Raw genomic sequence first — 16,922 nt, 5'->3', positions numbered from 1 at the left:
GACATCACCTCGCCAGAACCTCGATCTGCTCGGGATGGGTGACCTCGATGCGTGGACCATCCCGGTTGTCCACCCATCCGCGCACGCGAATCAGCGCCCCATCCAGGCTCAGCGGGTCCAGACCGTCGCGATCGAACAGCCTGAGTGCCGGTGCCTCGATGACTATCGTAAAGTCTTCCTTCCAGATCCGGCCAAAATTGAGATAGACCCGGGAGCCGCTGCGGTCCGCCAGCAAGACCCGGCCTTCCACCAATTCATAATTGCCCGCAAGTTTTGCCAGTTCGGCCGGACGATCTGCCGTCCGCACGCTGTAATAGGGATCGGTCCAGATGCCAAGCCGCTCCGCACGGGCCTGAGCCTCGCCCGCAAAGAGTTGATCGAGGCATTGTCGGTTGTCCGGGAAGGAATAAACCCGCGCCAGCCCGGTTCTGACCATATGCAACTGGGCCCAGACCGGTTCTTCAGCCACATCATGCACAAACAAATGCGCCAGCGCCCGCTCGTAACGGTCCACCTCCTCGCCCCCATAGCCCAGCTGCACAGGCTGGTTCAGCACCAGCCTTTCCAGAGCGCTTTTGGCCTCGGGCGCCAGCGGCCAGGTCGGAAACCCTTCGCGCCCCAATGGCAGTTTGGGCGCCTGGGTGCCGATCAAGCGGACGACCAGCCCCGAATCAAGCACCACCGTATCCCCGTCGGTAACCTCGGTCACGACCCCGCCATTGACCAGGCGCAAGGCCTCGCAGGCCTGCGCCGAGGTTGGTCCCAGGCCGGCCAGCATAGCGGCAGTCACGGATACAATAGCAGTGTGGCGCAAGCAGACGGCCCCTTGAAACTTCACATTCACCATGCACCCAAATGCGGCAAAAAAAGATTAGCCTGTCCCGACATGCTTCGACCAGTGCTCAATCTGCTGGTCCCCATTGCCATTCTGTGCGCCCAGCGCCAATCTGGCCGCAAAGGGAGGCCCCCATGAGCGCGACTGGTACTATTCGCACAGGCACCGCAGGCTGGGTTTATGCGCCGTGGCGCGGCACCTTCTACCCCAAGGGACTGGTGCAGAAAAAGGAGCTGGCCCACGCCGCCGATCGCCTCACCAGCATCGAGATCAATGCCACCTTCCGCGCCAATCAGAAGCCGGCCAGCTTTGCCCGCTGGGCCGGTAAAACGCCGGAAGGCTTCCGGTTTTCTCTCAAGGGTCCGCAATTGGTGACCCATATCAGGCGTCTGAAGAACAGCGCCGAACCGCTCGCCAATTTCTTTGCCTCCGGTCCGCTGGCCCTGGGCAGCCGGCTGGGCCCGTTTATCTGGCAATTACCGCCCAACCTGACCTATGATCCGGACAGCTTTGCTGCGTTTCTGCAGATGCTGCCAAAAGACATCGAAAACTATCTCGCCCTCGCGCAAAAGGCTGATCCGGCCCGGGTTGAACCCTTTCTCGACGCCAGTGGGGTGGGCCCCATTCGCCACGCCATCGAGCCACGGCACCAGAGCTTTGATGCACCCGAGGTCAACGCCCTGTTGTCCCGGCACAATATCGCCCGCGTCATCGCCGACACCACGGAAAGTCCCGCGCGCGAACTGACCGCCGATTTCGCCTATTGCCGCCTGCAGGGCCCGGCGCGCGCCGATGCCACCGGTTACACGGATGCGGACATCGCCGAATGGGCAGCCACCATGGGGCAATGGCGCGACGCCGGTCGGGACGTCTACGCCTATTTCGTGCACGAGGACAAACTGCACGCCCCCGCCAATGCCATCGCTCTGCGTCAGGCACTGGGCATTTCCCGGCCCGGCGATTGATCACGAGCCCGTTTGGCTCTGGCCAAGGCCACGATCGCCCATTAATGGCCTAGTCAACACAGCGTCATACCGAGTTTTTTGCCATGACATCTTCGCGTCCTCTCGACAAGATCGCCGCCGGCCTGGCCTTTGTGCTGGGACTGGTCACCATTTTGGCAGCACTGGGGTCGCAATTCATCGGCGGCCTGCAACCCTGCGAACTCTGCCTTGAACAGCGCCTGCCCTATTACTGGGGCCTGCCGCTCCTGGCCCTGGTTCTCATCCTCTGGAACCGGCTACCGCTCACCGTATGGTATGTCGCCATGGCCATCGTTGCCGCTCTGTTTGCCTGGGGCGCCTATTTGGGCGGTTTTCATTCGGGCGTGGAATGGGGCTTCTGGCCCGGCCCGACCGCTTGCGCCGGCGTCGGTAGCGAGTTCTCCATGGACATGCTCAACGACCTGCAACCCGTGATCAGCTGTGATGTCGTGCAGTTCCGCTTCCTGGGCCTTTCGCTGGCCGGCTACAACGCGCTGATCTCGGCGGCAATCGTCGGGTTGCTGGGGTTATCGATCCTGTTTCAGGCCCGGCACAAATCCTAGATACGTCCGGCCAGGATTGAGCAGGGGCCGCACGGTCAGGTGACCCCTCGCCTCGCCCTTAGGGCACCAGTTCGATATCCCAGTAGAGATAATCCAGCCAGCTCTGATGCAGATGATTGGGCGGGAAGGCCCGGCCATTATTGTGCAGATCGTGCACCGTCGGGGCGTAGGGCGTCTGATGCGGGAACATCTTGATCTCTTTGGGCAGTCGATTGGCCTTGCGCAGATTGCACGGCGCACAGGCCGCCACGACGTTTTCCCACGTTGTCAGCCCGCCCTTGGAGCGCGGAATGACATGATCAAACGTCAGGTCATGCGTGCTGCCGCAATATTGGCACTGGAAGCGGTCACGCAGAAATACATTGAAACGCGTGAACGCAGGGTGCCGTGCCGGCTTGATATAATCGCGCAGCGACACAACGCTGGGCAGCCGCATTTCGAAGCTGGGAGAATGAATGACCGTGTCATAGTGGGAGACAATATTTACGCGATCCAGGCACACCGCCTTGATTGCATCCTGCCAGGACCACAGAGACAGTGGATAGTAGCTGAGCGGCCGGAAGTCGGCGTTCAGTACAAGGGCGGGACAAGCCTCAGGCGACACATGGATAGTCACTTGAGTCTCCCGAAGCGGGAATCGCGTAAGTCCATAGCCCTCTTATACTAAGCCCTTTGTGTCGGGCGTGTGAAGCGGGAACGCAAAGCTTATTTTTTACTGACCCGCGCAATGAAATCGGTCGCAAAACTCAGCCCGTCCGGGGCAATACCGTGCCCCGCGCCCCGGCTGACATGATAGCTGACATTATAACCAGCCTCACTAAGCACACTATTGGCCTCGGCGCTGAGATTGGGATCGACCACTTCATCCACATCGCCATGCACCAGGCACACCGGCGGCCGAGCCAATGAGCCAGCACCAAATCCGTCCGGCGGCAGATAGGCGCCGGAAAACCCGATGATCCCCATCAATCGCTGGTCGGCAGGCAAGGCTGTGCCCACGTGCAACGCCATCATCGCGCCCTGGCTGAACCCGCCCAAAAGGGTCCGCTCCGGCGCGATCCCGGTCTGGTTCCAGAGATCGGTGAGGAACTCCTCCACCACCGGCCGGGCTGCAAGCACCCCGGTCTGCCGGCTGGCGACCCGGTCGCCGGTCCAGTCGATTGGAAACCACTGAAACCCGCCCATTTCGGTGCCGATCGGCGCATGTGGCGCCACAAACATCGCCCCCGGCAACACGCTTTGCCAATGCGGCGCCAGCCCGATCAGGTCATTGCCATCACTGCCATAGCCATGCAGCAGCACCACGGCACTATCGGGAGCCCCGCCATTGGCGGGTGCGAGCATGGGGCCGGAAAGCTTGATCATAAAAGGCTCGAATCCCTGTTCTTGAGCGCAGCAAAATAGCGCCAGAACAACAGTGCCGCCGCCGAACGGTGCGGCGACCAGTCCTGCGCCAGCCCGATCATCTCCTTGATGGTTGGGCGAGCGTCAAGCCCAAGACCGTGATGCGCCGCCTTGAGCAGGGCCAGATCGCCAGCCGGGAAGATATCGGGATGCGCCGCGCAGAACAGCAGATAGACCTCTGCCGTCCAGGGCCCGATCCCCTTGAGCGCCACCAGACGCGCGCTCGCCTCCTCGGCCGGCAGCGTGTCGATATGCGCCAGGTCCAGTTCACCGCTGGCAATGGCTTCTGCCACCGCCCGCAGCGCCAGGAACTTCCCGCGCGAAAAACCTGTCGCCCGCACCGCCTCTTCGCTGAGGTCCAGATAGCTCTCCGGCGCCAGCGCACCGGGCAGGTTTTCATATCGCCCCCAGATTGCCGCCGCACTTGCCACCGACAATTGCTGCCCGCAAATCACCTTGGCCATGCCGGCAAACCCCTTGGGATTAACCCGTGGCAACACCACTCCGACCGATTGGCGCATCGGCTGCAGCGCCGGCACTCGCGCCGTCAGGGCATCGAGATGCCAGGCAACGCCTTCTGCTGTGTCAATTGTCGGGGTCACCAATGTCCTGCCTTTTCCGTTGGACGTTCGCAAATGGGCTCGGCAGAAATGCCTATTGCGCTTCAGCAGGCAACCCGGTTTTCCCGCGCCCTGGCCGAAACCGACCTTCTAACCGTTGAGCTTGCGCAGCAGCTTCTCCATGCGCTCGCGCTTGGCGCGCTGCGTGATTTTGTTCAGACGCTGGCGAATGGTCTCAATCAGTCCAGGCTTTTCGGCCTGTGTCACCACGCTGGCGGTTTGCTCGGCATAGGTCGGAAACTGGTTGGGCGCGGCTGTTTTCAGCCGTTCGACCAGGATCGGCACCGCCTTTTCGGCATAGCCCGACCGCGCCAGCTTCGTCAGCAGCGATGTGCAGCGATCCTTGGCAATCACCGAGCCCCGATCCGCCGCCGCGATGATGTTTGGCAACTCCGCCGCAATCTCGTCGGCGCGGAGTTCGGCCACACTGTCCAGCGCCTGCATGGCGCCCCAGACCTGCCGGTTGGTGCGACTGCCCAGCGCCTCGAGAAACACCGGGCAGTGCCCGCCGATCAGCGCCGGGTCCCGCGCCCCGATCTCGTAGAGCACCTTCATCGCATCATTGCGCTGCCGCGTCGTGCCCGAGCGCACCAGTTCCACCAGCTCGGCCACCGCCGCCTTGTCCTTGCGCGCGGCGATCTCCTCGGCCAGGGCAATATTGGGCGCCTCGTCGCGGCGCTCCATCGCCCCGGACAGGCGTTCGGCAATGGTGCGCCGATGAACCATCAGGCCTCCACCGCTACGTCGAGCGCCAATTCGACCATGTCCTTGAGCGAGGTCTGGCGCGCTTCGGCGTCGATCTCCTCATGGGTGATCAGGCAATCGGTCATGGTACAGATGGTCAGCGCCTTGACGCCAAACCGCGCCGCCAGCGTATAGAGCGCCGCCGCTTCCATCTCGACCCCGATAACGCCATGCTCGGGCAGCTTGTCATAACCGGCAAAGCCATCGGCGTGATAGAAGATGTCCGAGGACAGCATATTGCCCGCATGGTAGCGCAACCCCTTGGCATCAGCCTTGTCGGCCGCCGAGCGCAACAGGCCGAAATCGGCAATCGGCGCGAAGTTGAACGCCCCGAATCGGCCCTTGACGATTGAAGAGTCCGTCGACGCGCCCTGCGCCAGGATCACGTCGCGCACCTTCACGGATGCGTTCAGGCCCCCGCAGGTACCCACCCGGATCAGGGATTTGACGCCATAGAGATTGATCAGCTCGTGCACATAGATCGCCAGCGACGGCTGGCCCATGCCGCTGGCCTGCACCGAAACCGGCTTGCCCTTCCAGGTGCCGGTATAGCCGAGGCAATTGCGCACCGCATTGACCTGCTTTGGCGTGTCGAAAAACGTCTCGGCGATCCATTTGGCGCGCAGGGGATCGCCCGGCAGCAGCACCGCTTCGGCATAGTCGCCCGGCTTGGCATGGTTGTGCGGTGTGGTCATGGCGCTCTTCCCCTGTTGTCCGTTTGGTCAAATCATTGCCACTCGCCCCGTCTAAAGACAATCCCGCCCCTTGCACCCACCCCGCGAGACGGACGCAATGGGCTTGACGGAGGGGGCCCACGGCCCCATTACCACCGTTCAAAACTGGAGGCATGACCATGGTCGCAAAGATCTTCATCGATGGCGAAGCCGGCACCACCGGCCTGCAGATCCGCGAGCGCCTGGCGAGCCGGCGCGACCTCGAGGTCATCTCCATCGCCCATGACAAGCGCAAGGACATCGAGGAGCGCAAGCGCCTGCTCAACGCCGCGGACGTCGCCATCCTCTGCCTGCCCGACGATGCGGCCAGGGAAAGCGTCCGGTTGATCGAAAACGACACCACCCGCGTCATCGACGCCTCCACTGCCCATCGCGTGGCCGAAGGCTGGGCCTATGGCTTTGCCGAAATGGCACCCGACCAGGCCGACGAAATAGCCAAGGCACGCTACGTTGCCAATCCCGGCTGCTGGCCGCAGGGGTTGATTGCCGCAGCCCGCCCGCTGATCGAGGCGCGGCTGCTGCCGACCGATTTCCCGCTCTCCTATCACGGCGTGTCCGGTTATTCCGGCGGCGGCCGGCAGATGATCGAGGACTATGAGGCCCAGGGCGACAAGGCCAGCCGATACATGCCCTATGCCTTGACCTTTCAGCACAAGCACCTGCCCGAAATGGCGCATTACGCCAAGCTCGGCCGCGCGCCTCTGTTCGAGCCGGTGGTCGGCAATTTTGCGCAGGGCATGTCGACATCGCTGCCCATCCATACCGACATGTCCGCCGATATCCCCACCGGCAAGGATCTGCATGCGGCCCTGAGCGACTATTACGCCGCCATTCCCGACAGCTTTGTCCAGGTGGCGCCCTATGAGCCGGGGCTGGGCAAGACGGCCGCGCTCGACCCGCAGGCCCATAACGGCACCAACACGCTCACCCTGCACGTCTTTGCCAATGATGAGCTCAATCAGGCCGTGATCTCTGCGGTTTATGACAATCTGGGCAAAGGCGCCTCTGGCGCTGCCGTGCAGAACCTCAACATCATGCTCGGCGTCGGCGCGCGGGAAAGCCTGGCCGCCTGATCCGAGGAGCAGCCCGACCGGACATCCGATCCGGTCGCTGCCCCCAATCCAGGCACCGAGCGTTCACGATGGCAACTTTGGTTTCGCCAATGCAACTGCTAGGCTTTGCCCCGGGTTGAAGCCCATGCATGCAATTTCGAGGAGAGCACGATGAAGCGCACGGCCACCGCCAACTGGACGAAGTCACTGACCGAGGGGTCGGGCACTCTGGATACCCTGAGCGGCGCGCTCCAGGCGCTGCCCTATACCCATAAGGGCCGCTTCGTTGATGAGACCGGCCAGTCGGGCACCAACCCGGAAGAATTGATCGCGGCCGCCCATTCAGGCTGCTTTGCCATGCAACTGGCCCATTTTCTCGCCGAAAACGGCACCCCCGCCACCAATCTCAAGGTCGAGGCGGCAGTCACCCTGGTCCCCGGCACCGGCATCACCGGCAGCGCGCTGACCCTGGTCGGCACCGTGCCGGACATTGACGAGGCCAAATTCCAGGAACTGGCCGAAAAGGCCAAGGTCAATTGCCCGGTCTCCAAAGCCCTGGGCGCCATCGACATCACCCTCGAGGCGAAACTGGGCTAAGGGCGCAGGACACACCTGCCGGGCCGCAAAAACCATTAGCATCGCCGCCTCAGCGTCTGTCTTGGCGGGGCTGCGAACGCCTGCTCGCTGGCGGTATCGCAATGACGACGTTATGCCCTTTCACCGGCACCGCCCCACCCACCAGCCGTCACCCTCGGCCTTGAGCCGAGGGCTCTGCACTTCATTGGCGGGTATGGGGTGGATTGCGGTCATTCCGGTATGGAGGCTGTAATGGCCGTTTCGCGCCACAAGCTGACGTGTAAAAGCCTTCCTGGCGATGCGTCAGGCGTTCCTCACCGACCAGGTACCCCGATGCGTCTCTCCAGGGGACAGGACAAGTAGATCGTGTCCGATGACGAAAGCTCCGGGCGGGCAGGTTTACGGGTCGAGCGCAAAGCCAGGTCGGGCGGGATCGGATCGAGCAAGATTGCCAGTGTAGACCTGGAAAACGGAAAGCCTGGTCGATGCCGATGACTCCAAGAGACCTGCGCGAGGGATGAAAGCCGTACGGCTGAGACAAAGCGTAGCGTGGCTCAGTTCACGCCGGCCCTGTGGGACGCGCCCAAAACTTATGGTAACTACAGGTGGACGCTCGACATCTCGAGAAGAACTCGAGACAATTAGTGGGATAATGGGGGAGCAATATTTTGTATGCCGAACATGATTTTCAGCTGCTAGAGGCTCGCACCGCGGACGTCCCGGTAGACATGCCCTGGCGGCGAGATCGGCCGATCATCAATCCACATGCAGTTTTCAGTCAGCAGCAGGCCTCCTTCGGCCAGCAGCGCGAACACATCACCGCGATCATAGGAAAGAACGGGACAGGTAAGTCCCATCTGCTTGGCGCGATTGTGCGAACATTTATCGCTCTCGAGGAACTTCAGTCTGGCAAGCGGTCGACCCTGAAAGATCTGCCCCTTGAGCATCTGGAGTACGTGAGCGATGGCGTACAATGCGCACTAACGCAGGACAGGCGACATCGCATAAGCGTGACGATCGATGGCGCAGACGCAACACTGCGCGACTTGCCGCTTCCACAGCGCGTCGTGGCTCTAACCATCAGCCCGTTCGACAAGTTTCCGGTGCCAAGAACGCTGGCCCGATCAATCGTGCCGGTCGAAAGGTCCATGTATCAGTACCTTGGGCTGCGTGATCGCTTCGGCAAGGCGTCTATCGAGACCCTACTCTATCGATCTTTGAATAGCCTTTTTGATACGACCGAAAACGAGGCTCTCCGTCGCACGAACATCGGCGCGGTGTTCGACTTTCTTGGCTACAAGCCAACGCTAAATATCATTTACCGACTGCGCGAAACCTCGCGCTTGAGGGACGCGGTCAATCGGCGCGTGCACCTTGGCGATGCGGTCTTAAACCCCACCCAGCTTCGTGGCGTCGAAGAGGCCCAAAGGGCCGGAATCGATGAGCTTGAACTGAGACATCTGCTGGAAATTGCGTTCGAGCGATCTGTGAAGGGCCGCATCGAAATGCGAGCAGACTTCGAGGCCGGCGGCATTCTCGACGACACTTTTCGGAGGCTCCAGCCAATCAGGCGAGCGGGATTTCTGAATCTGCGAGGCGTCGAGGTTACGCACAAGTCGGGCGTTTCGTCTGATCTGCGCGGCGCTAGCTCCGGGACATTGAGCATGGCGTCCGCCCTGATCGCCCTGGCCTCCGTGATCCGCAACGGAAGTCTCATCCTAATCGATGAGCCAGAGCTGAGTCTGCATCCCGAGTGGCAAATTAAGTACGTCGATCTGCTGGTGAAAACATTCGCGCGATACCAGGGTTGCCACTTCGTTGTCGCAACGCACTCTCCGTTGGTGATCTCGGAATTGCCGGCGCATGCGGATGTGATTTCCCTCGACAGAGAGAGCTTACCACCGTCGAGCGAACTGAAGGGGCAGTCGGCCGACTTCTTGCTGGCGGAGGCTTTCGGCCTGCCGACGAACGGCAACCTTCATGTCAAAGATCGCATCGTGGAAGCGCTCCGTTTAGTCGCGAACGGCAAAGCGAGGTCCCGAGAATTCAAAGCTACGCTTGAGGACCTTCTCAAGTTTGCGGAGGGGCTCGACGAGGAAGATCCATCGAAGGAGATCATACGCAATCTCCAAGACGTTGCGGATCATGCCGGAAAGGCGGCCGCGGAGTGACCCCTGTCGAATATACGCCTGAAAACAAGGTGCTGGTTGACGCCTTTGAGGCGCTTTTGCCGGAGCAGCAGCTAAAAGATTACTGGGGCCACGACGACGTCGAGCCGGTTCGCGCGCAGATCAAGGACCACTACATCGCAGAGCAGCAATACGTTTGTGTCTACTGCAACCGCCAGATCGTCACCGCGAACAAGGCACTCTGGGATGCGGAGCACATCATTTCCAGGGCTAAGGCTGCCCGCTTCATGTTTACTCCTGAGAACCTTGCGATCTCTTGTCGCGATTGCAACATCGCTAAGGGAGAGCAAGATGTGCGTACAAGTCAGCCTCAGAAGTTCCCCGATACCTCGGCCCACTACCGGATCGCGCACCCGCATTTCGATAAGTATGCGGACCATATCCGTTGGTTCGGTGACATCTGTGCGCCGATATCTGAAAAGGGCGCGCAAACTCTCATTGTTTGCAACCTGACGAGGTTCACCGCAAAGCTTTTAGGCGTCGAAGGAAAGCTCGTCGACCCGGGATTTGACAAGCAAGTGGGGGAGCTCATCAAAGCCAAAACGAAACTTGAGGCGAAAGCGGCGCTCGCTGCGGTGACGGTCTATGTCGAGGACATCCCGCAGGTGTAGATCGGCATGAACAAAATCAAGCAAGAATGCATCATTCTCGAGTCGGCCTAGGAGATGTGGGTGAAATTTGAGCGCCCTGACCCCAGTAATCTCACCAAACCAGTTCAACATCCTCCTTGCGACTTTCTCTAGCAGCTGAACGGCTTTAAAGGGCAGCCGAGCATCGGCAAACGATGCATCGGCTGTCCGTCCACGGACAGTGATCAGGCTTCGTAGTCATCATCCTAGACAATGTTCGAAGGTCCGCTTTGGTCCAAAAGCGGTCATCGACAGAATGACGTGCCAATGACGGGAATGGGGTCGGCAACTGACCTTCCGCTTTTGCCCCGTTAAGCCCACCCGACCGGCTGTCACCCCGGGCTTGACCCGGGGCCCATCCTGAGATGGAGACGCGCGTGCAAAATGCCTTCCGGAGCCGGTGGCTAAACTTCGGGTTGGGCCCCGGCATCCGCCGGGATGACCGCCGGTAGGTCAGGGACGCCGCTGCGGTTTTGGGCCACTTGGCCGGACAGTCTTGTCGACCACCGCAGCGCCGGCGTTGACCCTGAACAAAATTATCCCCGGCCCGAATTCCTCTCGTATCCTCCTTCCATCCCCGTCACACACGCGGCCCCGACGCAGGGCCGGATGGGGAGGCCGGGAAGAGGGGCGCCTCTTTACGCGGGTAGAAGCTCGGCAGCCGGACCTGCAATAACGGTACCGCCTGAATCCGGACCCGTGGAAAATCCGTGTTTCCGTGGCGAACGGCCAGTGGCTCGTTCTACCTAGTTTCGGAAGGGCCTCTGGCCGTTCGCTACCGTGCGACCGATAGCCGAGAGGCGAGGCGGCGCTTTTGCATGCCGCCGCGCCGGGGCGGTTTCGCGCCAGCCATGCTCGGCAGGCAAAGACCTATTCTTCAATCGGCTGGAACATCGCGTTGAGCTCGCTGACGATCTGGTCGATCGGCGCGATGGCCTCGGGCAGCATTTCGGGCGCCTCAGGTGCCACTGCCAGATAGGGCACGCCACTGGGGAAAGCGCCAAAGCGCTGGAAAAAGCCCACCATGTCGTCCAGCACCGGCATGCGCCAGCGCCATAGCGCGCCCATGGCCAGCACCGGCTCCATATGCCCGAAGCCGTCATAATATTGTGTGGTCACCCAGACGCCCTGCGCCCGCAGCCGCTCGGCAAAGCGTTCCGTGTTCTGAACCCGCACAATCGGGTCGGTCGTGCCGGTGGCCAGATACATCGCCGGCGCCTCGGCGGTGATCAGATTGATCGGCTGGGTGCCCTGCGGATTGGGCGCCTCACCAAACACATCGCGCACTTCGCCATATTCGAATGGGTAGAAATCATAAGGTCCCGACAGCGCCGCCACCGCCAGGATCGGCATGGTGACGCCATATTCGGCGCGAAACGAGGGGTCGAGCGCCTGCATCACCGCATTATAGGCGCCGGCCGAATGTCCGGCCAGAAACAGCCGGTTCGGATCGCCACCGTAATTGGCGATATTGTCCTGCACCCAGCGCAGGGCGCGCGCGCCATCCTCGAGAAAATCAGGGTAGCGCACCTCGGGATAGAGCCGGTAATCGGCAATCACGGTGACAAAGCCGCGCGAGGCCAATGCGCGGCCGACGAACTCATACTCGCCCCGTTCGCCCCGGCTCCAGCCGCCGCCATAGATGAAGAACACCACCGGCGCCGGCTCGCCCCGCTGTTCGGGCGCATAGACATCGAGCTTGGCCCGAGCGCCATCCGCATAGGCGATCCCATCGCCCACCTTGGCGGTGCCTCCATCCATGGCCAGCGGGACATTGAACGGGTCCATGACGGAAACCGCCTGGGCGGCATGAGGCAGCAGCAGGACGGCCAGGGTCAGGGCGGCAAGCAGGGAGCGAAGCAAGGGCATTCGAAAATCAATCAGGTCTGTTGGGAAGCCAAAGCGGGTGTGTGCGCCAGAAAACCGGAGATATTGTGGCGCAAAACTGGGCGAGGACAGGCGCGCCGGTCGTTCGGTCGCTGGCCTGCCCTCTACTTAAGCGGGAAAACTTTGCGCCCAGTTCGTTAACAGAGTGTTAACGGCATTCTCAACGTTTCAGCCGCTCCAGCAGCAGCCCTGAAACATGGCCATCGGCCGGCAAACCGCGCGCCTGCTGATAGGCAATCACCCCGGCGCGGGTCTTGGGGCCGACCACCCCATCGGCCGTGCCAACATCAAATCCGGCTCGCCCGAGCAACGATTGCACTTCGGCCCGCTGCGCCTTGCTCAGCGCATAATCACCCGAAGGCCAAGGCGTCACGAAGCTGCCGCCGCCCAGAATGCGGTCGGCCAGATGGCCCACCGCCAGGGCATAGCTGTCCGAATTGTTGTAGCGCTTGATCACATCGAAATTGGGCAGCAGCAAAAAGGCCGGGCCGCTGGCGCCCGCCGGCATATAGAGACGGGCCATGTCATTGGGGCGCGGAAAGGCGCTGCCCGAAGCGCGGCTGATGCCCATGGCCTGCCATTGGCTCAAGGGCGCCTTGCCCATCTCCCGCGCTGCTGCAAAATTGAATCCCTGTGGCAGCTTGACCTCATAGCCCCAGGTCTCGCCCGGCCGCCAGTTGAAGCTCTTGAGGTAATTGGCGGTCGAGCCAAGCGCATCGGGCACCGAATTCCAGATATCCTTGCGCCCGTCGCCATTATAATCGACCGCATAGCGCATGAAGCTCGAAGGCATGAACTGGGTATGCCCCATCGCCCCCGCCCAGGATCCGACCATGGCATTGGGCGAAATATGCCCGTCCGAAACGATGCGCAGTGCGGTCACCAGTTCGGAGCGGAAGAAACTGGCGCGATAGCCCTTCTCGGTCAGCGTGGCGAGCGCATGAATGGTGTTGTTGCCCCCCATGAAGCCGCCAAAATTGGTTTCCATGCCCCAGATGGCCAGGACGATTTCGGGCTGCACCCCATAGCGCTGCTCCGCACCGGCCAGCGTCTGCGCCCACTCCCCGCGCATGGCTTGACCCTTGGCAGCTTGAGCCGCCGTGACGCGCTTGTCGACATATTGCTGCACGGTCTGGGTGAATTCGGGCTGCTTTTTCGTCAACTCGATCACCTGCGGGATCGGGTTGTAACTGGCAAAGGCAGCCTCGAATGCCTGCCGGCTCACCCCGGCCCGCTCCGCCTCGGGCCAGAGATTGCGTACAAAGCTGGCGCTATTGGCCTGGGCCGGCCCCATCAGCGCCATGCCGGCGAGGACAGCCCCCATCAGCAGACGAAGAAAATTGAAAGAACCACCGGATCGGATCATCTCGGGCCTCGAGCATACGCGGTAACAGGAAAACGCGAACGCACCGGCCTTGCCGGGCGCGTGTATCAAAGCATTAACGCACCCGATTAAGATGACCTTAAGGCAGAACCGCTCCGCCGATCACATCGCCGTCAATCCGCGCTGTCTTCGCTCTGGTCCTCGACACGGCCAGCCGGCGGTGGCGATTTGGACGCCCCCCCGCCCGCCGCGGGGACATAAGTGACATGCGGATAGGGGATCTCGATCCCGCGTTCATCAAAGACCTCTTTGATGATCTGGTTATACCGTCGTCCAGTGCCCCATTGTGTGCCGGGCAAGGTCTTGATCCGCGCGCGCACCATGATGGCCGAGTCGCCGAACCCGGTAACGCCATGCATTTCAAGGTCGTCGAGAATCTCGTCCTTGTGCTCGGTCTGCATCAGGCGATCGAACGCCTCATGCATGGCGCTCTTTACCTCTTCGATGTCGCTGTCATAGGACACGCCAATCTCAGCCAAGTGATAGGAGAAACCCCGCATCATATTGCTGACCTGGTCGACCGACGAGAAGGGAACCAGATGCACCGTCCCGGCGAGATCACGGATGGTCACCGACCGGATCGTTAGCTTCTCCACCACGCCAGACCAACTGCCCACGGTCACGACGTCGCCCTCATTCATGATGTTCTCAAACTGAATGAAGATGCCGGTGATGATGTCCTGCACGAGCTTTTGGGCACCAAAACCGATGGCGAGACCCACCACACCGGCACCGGCGAGCAACGGGGCGATATTGACCCCGATCTGGGCTAGGGCGAGCATGGCGCCAAACACCACGAGCGCTACAGTAAAGGCATTCTTGAACAGGTTGAGCAGGGTCTTCTCGCGCGAGGTCGGCACCTTGCCAAAATTGACATTGAGCCGGTACTCCACCCACGAGGCGACCACGACATAGAGCACAATGGCGGCCAGCAGAATCAGCGCCGCCGACACCACCGAACCGGCGACCGCCAAGCCTTCCTCGCTGCCAATCCAGCTTGCGAAGTCGAACAGCGCCCACGCCTGACCGATGGCAATCACTACGGCCGCGATGACGATCCAACGCACCACCCGCATCACCGCCGGCACAAAGGATTTCAGCCGAGACTCAAGGAGCGGCAGGCGCTGGCGTACGTCGTCGGGCAGGCTGAGTCCGGTGGAAACAAAGCGGCTGATAAAGCCGACCACCAGCGAGCCGATCAGCACCGCGAACACCGACTGCATGGTGGCGGCGATCATGAAGGGCAACGCCGTATCAGGATTGGCGAACCACACCACCAGCAGCGCGACAAGATAGGCAATCACCACAAGATGCCAGAACCGGCCGATAGCCGCGAGCAATTGGCCAAAGCCGTCATTGCCTCGTCGTTCGCTGATCTGACCCAGCCACTGTCGCACATCATCCTTGTTCTGCAGGGTGATAATGATGCCGATCGTCACGGCCGTAGCCATGGCCAGCACTTCCACAGCGCCACCGACCGGGCGGGATACCAGCCCGCTCAGCATCGGCGCGACGAACATGAAGGCATAGCCGAGCAATGAAATCACCCGAGCGCTCCAGAAGGACCAATATGCCGCATTCCCGTCCGTGACCGGCAGGAAACGGAGCGCCGGGAACCGTGGCTCGAGCACGATGCGTACGGCCAGCTTGATCAACTCGACCACCAGAAAGGCGTTGAGCAGAAGGGACTGATTGATGCCCATAAAGCCGCGCGAGGTGGTGCCGAAATTCAGCGCCAGAACATAACCCAGCCCCCAGGCAAGCAGAATACTGGCGACATCGATCACTGCCAGCCCGAGCAAGCCAGTAATTCGGGCAGCCACGCCCCGGGCACTCACCCGCGCGGCAATCATGCGGCCCAAGGCGTTGGCGATCAACCGGAGCAAGAAGAAGCTGCCGAACAGTGCCGCGATAAGCAGCCCGATATTGATCGCAAACTGCCGCAGCGCCTCGCCATCCGCGTTCAGGGTGCCATCGAACAGCGCCTGCAAATTACCAAGCGCCGAGCCGATCGAGCGCACCGAGTTCGACGCCCCCTCGGCTATGCCCTGCGTATACTCGGCCAGTTGCCGGGCAATACTCAGATCTCCCGCTTCGGCCTCGGCCTCCTCAGCGGCACCGTTCTCTGGCGCTGCCTGCTTCAGCCGCTCGATCAGAGCCGCTCGCGCCGCGTCATCCTCGAGAATGCGCACCAGGTCATCGACTGCGGCGGCACTTTCCTCGCTGCCTTCAGCAACGCGGCTCTCCTCGGTTTGCGCACTGCTTGGAAGTAGACCCTGCGCCCCCGCTGGAAACACCAGGAGAAGAGACAGAAACAGAATACGGATCAGCAAGATGGAGCTCATTTGGCTGGCGGTACAATTGCCGGCCAGCATGGCGTTTGGCACACGCAGGTCAACCCCCGATTCTGCCCTGCCTGATCCGCGGAAGATTTAAGGCGGCGAATTCGCCAGGATGTTGGCCAGACTGCGCAGAAAGGCCCTCCCCTCAGTGAGCACTTCCTGCCCCGTATCCGTGGGTTCGTTGGCACTGCAATCGGCTTCCGCGCTAACGCGCGCTAGCAATGCCATTCTGTGCTGGTGCGTTTCGGCCGGGATTTCGAGGCTGGCAGCGGTATCAAGAGCCTGCCGCATTTCCTGCAGCTTGAGCAATTGCGAGAAACGCGCATACAGTTTTCGGGCGATCGCGGCATCGCGCTGCCAGTTTTCTGCAGCAAAGGCGGCACTGGCCCGAGGCCCTGCCCCCAAACAGTCAAACGCATCGCAGCCGCCATAGCCCAGATCGTCGAGCCGCTCATGAATACGGCAGCGAAAATCCTGCTGCAGATATTGGCAAGGTTGGCCGGCCATCTTGTCGTGGCCGAACTGCGCCGACCGCTCGAACGATAGCGCGGTGCAGCAAAGGCCGAAGCAGCGGCTGCAATCGGCGCTATAGATGTCCTGATCCACGCTATTCCTCGGGCATGTTCGGTTTTAGAACGCAAAACGCCCCCGCTGATTTGCGGGGGCGTTTTTGAGTTGGTTTTTGTGAAGAGAGTGTGTGTTTTTGGCAGACCTTGCAGTGACCTACTCTCCCAAGTCTTGAGACTTAGTACCATTGGCGCGGAGGGATTTGACGGTCGAGTTCGGGATGGGATCGGGTCCTGGGCCCCTCGCAAGAACCACAAGGTCAGCGAAAAACACACATGTGAAGATTGGTTTTGTTTTGATCTGAGATGCAAACGTTTTTCGTTTGCGGGCATAGATTAATGAGAACGATCAAGCCGATCGAGCTATTAGTACCGGTAAGCTTCACACATTGCTGCGCTTCCACACCCGGCCTA

The 16,922-nt window shown here is 61.2% G+C and carries 16 protein-coding genes and 1 rRNA gene; 6 read left to right on the top strand and 11 right to left on the bottom strand.

Annotated features, from left to right (window positions below):
* Positions 1-4: 4 nt before the first annotated feature.
* Positions 5-814 (bottom strand): thermonuclease family protein, encoded by an 810-nt coding sequence (locus tag GGR20_RS10675; protein ID WP_246349555.1) that lies wholly within the window; start codon positions 812-814, stop codon positions 5-7.
* Positions 815-969: 155 nt separating this feature from the next.
* Between GGR20_RS10675 and GGR20_RS10670 the strand changes: the two genes are divergently transcribed.
* Positions 970-1,800 carry a DUF72 domain-containing protein gene (locus GGR20_RS10670; RefSeq protein ID WP_183311253.1) on the top strand — a complete coding sequence of 277 codons (831 nt, stop codon included), beginning with the start codon at positions 970-972 and terminating at the stop codon, positions 1,798-1,800.
* 83 nt (positions 1,801-1,883) lie between these two features.
* Positions 1,884-2,381, top strand: coding sequence for a disulfide bond formation protein B (locus tag GGR20_RS10665; protein WP_183311252.1), 498 nt, complete (start codon positions 1,884-1,886; stop codon positions 2,379-2,381).
* Between the two features lie 58 nt (positions 2,382-2,439).
* Here GGR20_RS10665 and GGR20_RS10660 read toward each other — a convergent pair whose 3' ends face one another.
* The 5 genes from GGR20_RS10660 to deoD all read right to left on the bottom strand — a co-directional run bounded on the left by GGR20_RS10660 (position 2,440) and on the right by deoD (position 5,844).
* Positions 2,440-2,997: an HNH endonuclease gene (locus GGR20_RS10660; protein WP_183311251.1), complete on the bottom strand. Its 558-nt coding sequence runs from the start codon at positions 2,995-2,997 to the stop codon at positions 2,440-2,442.
* An 89-nt stretch (positions 2,998-3,086) separates the two neighbouring features.
* Positions 3,087-3,746, bottom strand: a complete 660-nt coding sequence (locus GGR20_RS10655; RefSeq protein WP_183311250.1) for an alpha/beta hydrolase — start codon at positions 3,744-3,746, stop codon at positions 3,087-3,089.
* A complete protein-coding gene (locus GGR20_RS10650) occupies positions 3,743-4,387 on the bottom strand; it encodes a DNA glycosylase family protein (RefSeq protein ID WP_253560164.1) in 645 nt (214 codons plus the stop codon). Before GGR20_RS10650 ends, GGR20_RS10655 begins: the two co-directional genes overlap by 4 nt.
* Positions 4,388-4,495: 108 nt before the next feature.
* On the bottom strand, positions 4,496-5,131 hold the full coding sequence (locus tag GGR20_RS10645) for a hypothetical protein (RefSeq protein ID WP_183311249.1): 636 nt from the start codon (positions 5,129-5,131) through the stop codon (positions 4,496-4,498).
* On the bottom strand, positions 5,131-5,844 hold the full coding sequence (gene deoD, locus GGR20_RS10640; RefSeq protein WP_183311248.1) for a purine-nucleoside phosphorylase: 714 nt from the start codon (positions 5,842-5,844) through the stop codon (positions 5,131-5,133). The genes GGR20_RS10645 and deoD overlap by 1 nt, the downstream gene beginning before the upstream one ends.
* A gap of 158 nt (positions 5,845-6,002) precedes the next feature.
* Between deoD and argC the strand changes: the two genes are divergently transcribed.
* The 4 genes from argC (at position 6,003) to GGR20_RS10620 (ending at position 10,311) form a co-directional block, all read left to right on the top strand.
* Complete coding sequence (gene argC, locus GGR20_RS10635) at positions 6,003-6,956, top strand: N-acetyl-gamma-glutamyl-phosphate reductase (protein WP_183311247.1); 954 nt, start codon at positions 6,003-6,005, stop codon at positions 6,954-6,956.
* Between the two features lie 150 nt (positions 6,957-7,106).
* The gene (locus tag GGR20_RS10630; RefSeq protein ID WP_157291139.1) at positions 7,107-7,532 is read left to right on the top strand and encodes an OsmC family protein; all 426 of its coding nucleotides are present in this window, start codon (positions 7,107-7,109) and stop codon (positions 7,530-7,532) included.
* 647 nt (positions 7,533-8,179) lie between these two features.
* Positions 8,180-9,682: an ATP-binding protein gene (locus GGR20_RS10625; RefSeq protein WP_183311246.1), complete on the top strand. Its 1,503-nt coding sequence runs from the start codon at positions 8,180-8,182 to the stop codon at positions 9,680-9,682.
* A complete protein-coding gene (locus GGR20_RS10620) occupies positions 9,679-10,311 on the top strand; it encodes an HNH endonuclease (protein ID WP_183311245.1) in 633 nt (210 codons plus the stop codon). Before GGR20_RS10625 ends, GGR20_RS10620 begins: the two co-directional genes overlap by 4 nt.
* Positions 10,312-11,199: 888 nt before the next feature.
* Here the strand turns inward: GGR20_RS10620 and GGR20_RS10615 are convergent.
* The 5 genes from GGR20_RS10615 to rrf form a co-directional block, all read right to left on the bottom strand.
* Positions 11,200-12,198 (bottom strand): alpha/beta hydrolase, encoded by a 999-nt coding sequence (locus tag GGR20_RS10615; RefSeq protein ID WP_246349554.1) that lies wholly within the window; start codon positions 12,196-12,198, stop codon positions 11,200-11,202.
* A 178-nt stretch (positions 12,199-12,376) separates the two neighbouring features.
* Positions 12,377-13,582 (bottom strand): lytic murein transglycosylase, encoded by a 1,206-nt coding sequence (locus tag GGR20_RS10610; protein WP_183311244.1) that lies wholly within the window; start codon positions 13,580-13,582, stop codon positions 12,377-12,379.
* A 131-nt stretch (positions 13,583-13,713) separates the two neighbouring features.
* The gene (locus GGR20_RS10605; RefSeq protein WP_183311243.1) at positions 13,714-15,933 is read right to left on the bottom strand and encodes a mechanosensitive ion channel domain-containing protein; all 2,220 of its coding nucleotides are present in this window, start codon (positions 15,931-15,933) and stop codon (positions 13,714-13,716) included.
* A gap of 99 nt (positions 15,934-16,032) precedes the next feature.
* Positions 16,033-16,548, bottom strand: coding sequence for a hypothetical protein (locus GGR20_RS10600; protein ID WP_183311242.1), 516 nt, complete (start codon positions 16,546-16,548; stop codon positions 16,033-16,035).
* Between the two features lie 104 nt (positions 16,549-16,652).
* Positions 16,653-16,768, bottom strand: a 5S ribosomal RNA gene (gene rrf / locus GGR20_RS10595).
* Positions 16,769-16,922: the final 154 nt, after the last annotated feature.

Origin of the sequence: Devosia subaequoris (genome assembly GCF_014197055.1) — a bacterium.
In the GTDB taxonomy this organism is placed as follows: domain Bacteria; phylum Pseudomonadota; class Alphaproteobacteria; order Rhizobiales; family Devosiaceae; genus Devosia; species Devosia subaequoris.
Note: the sequence above shows the minus strand (reverse complement) of the source record. Positions and strands in the feature narration are given on the sequence as shown.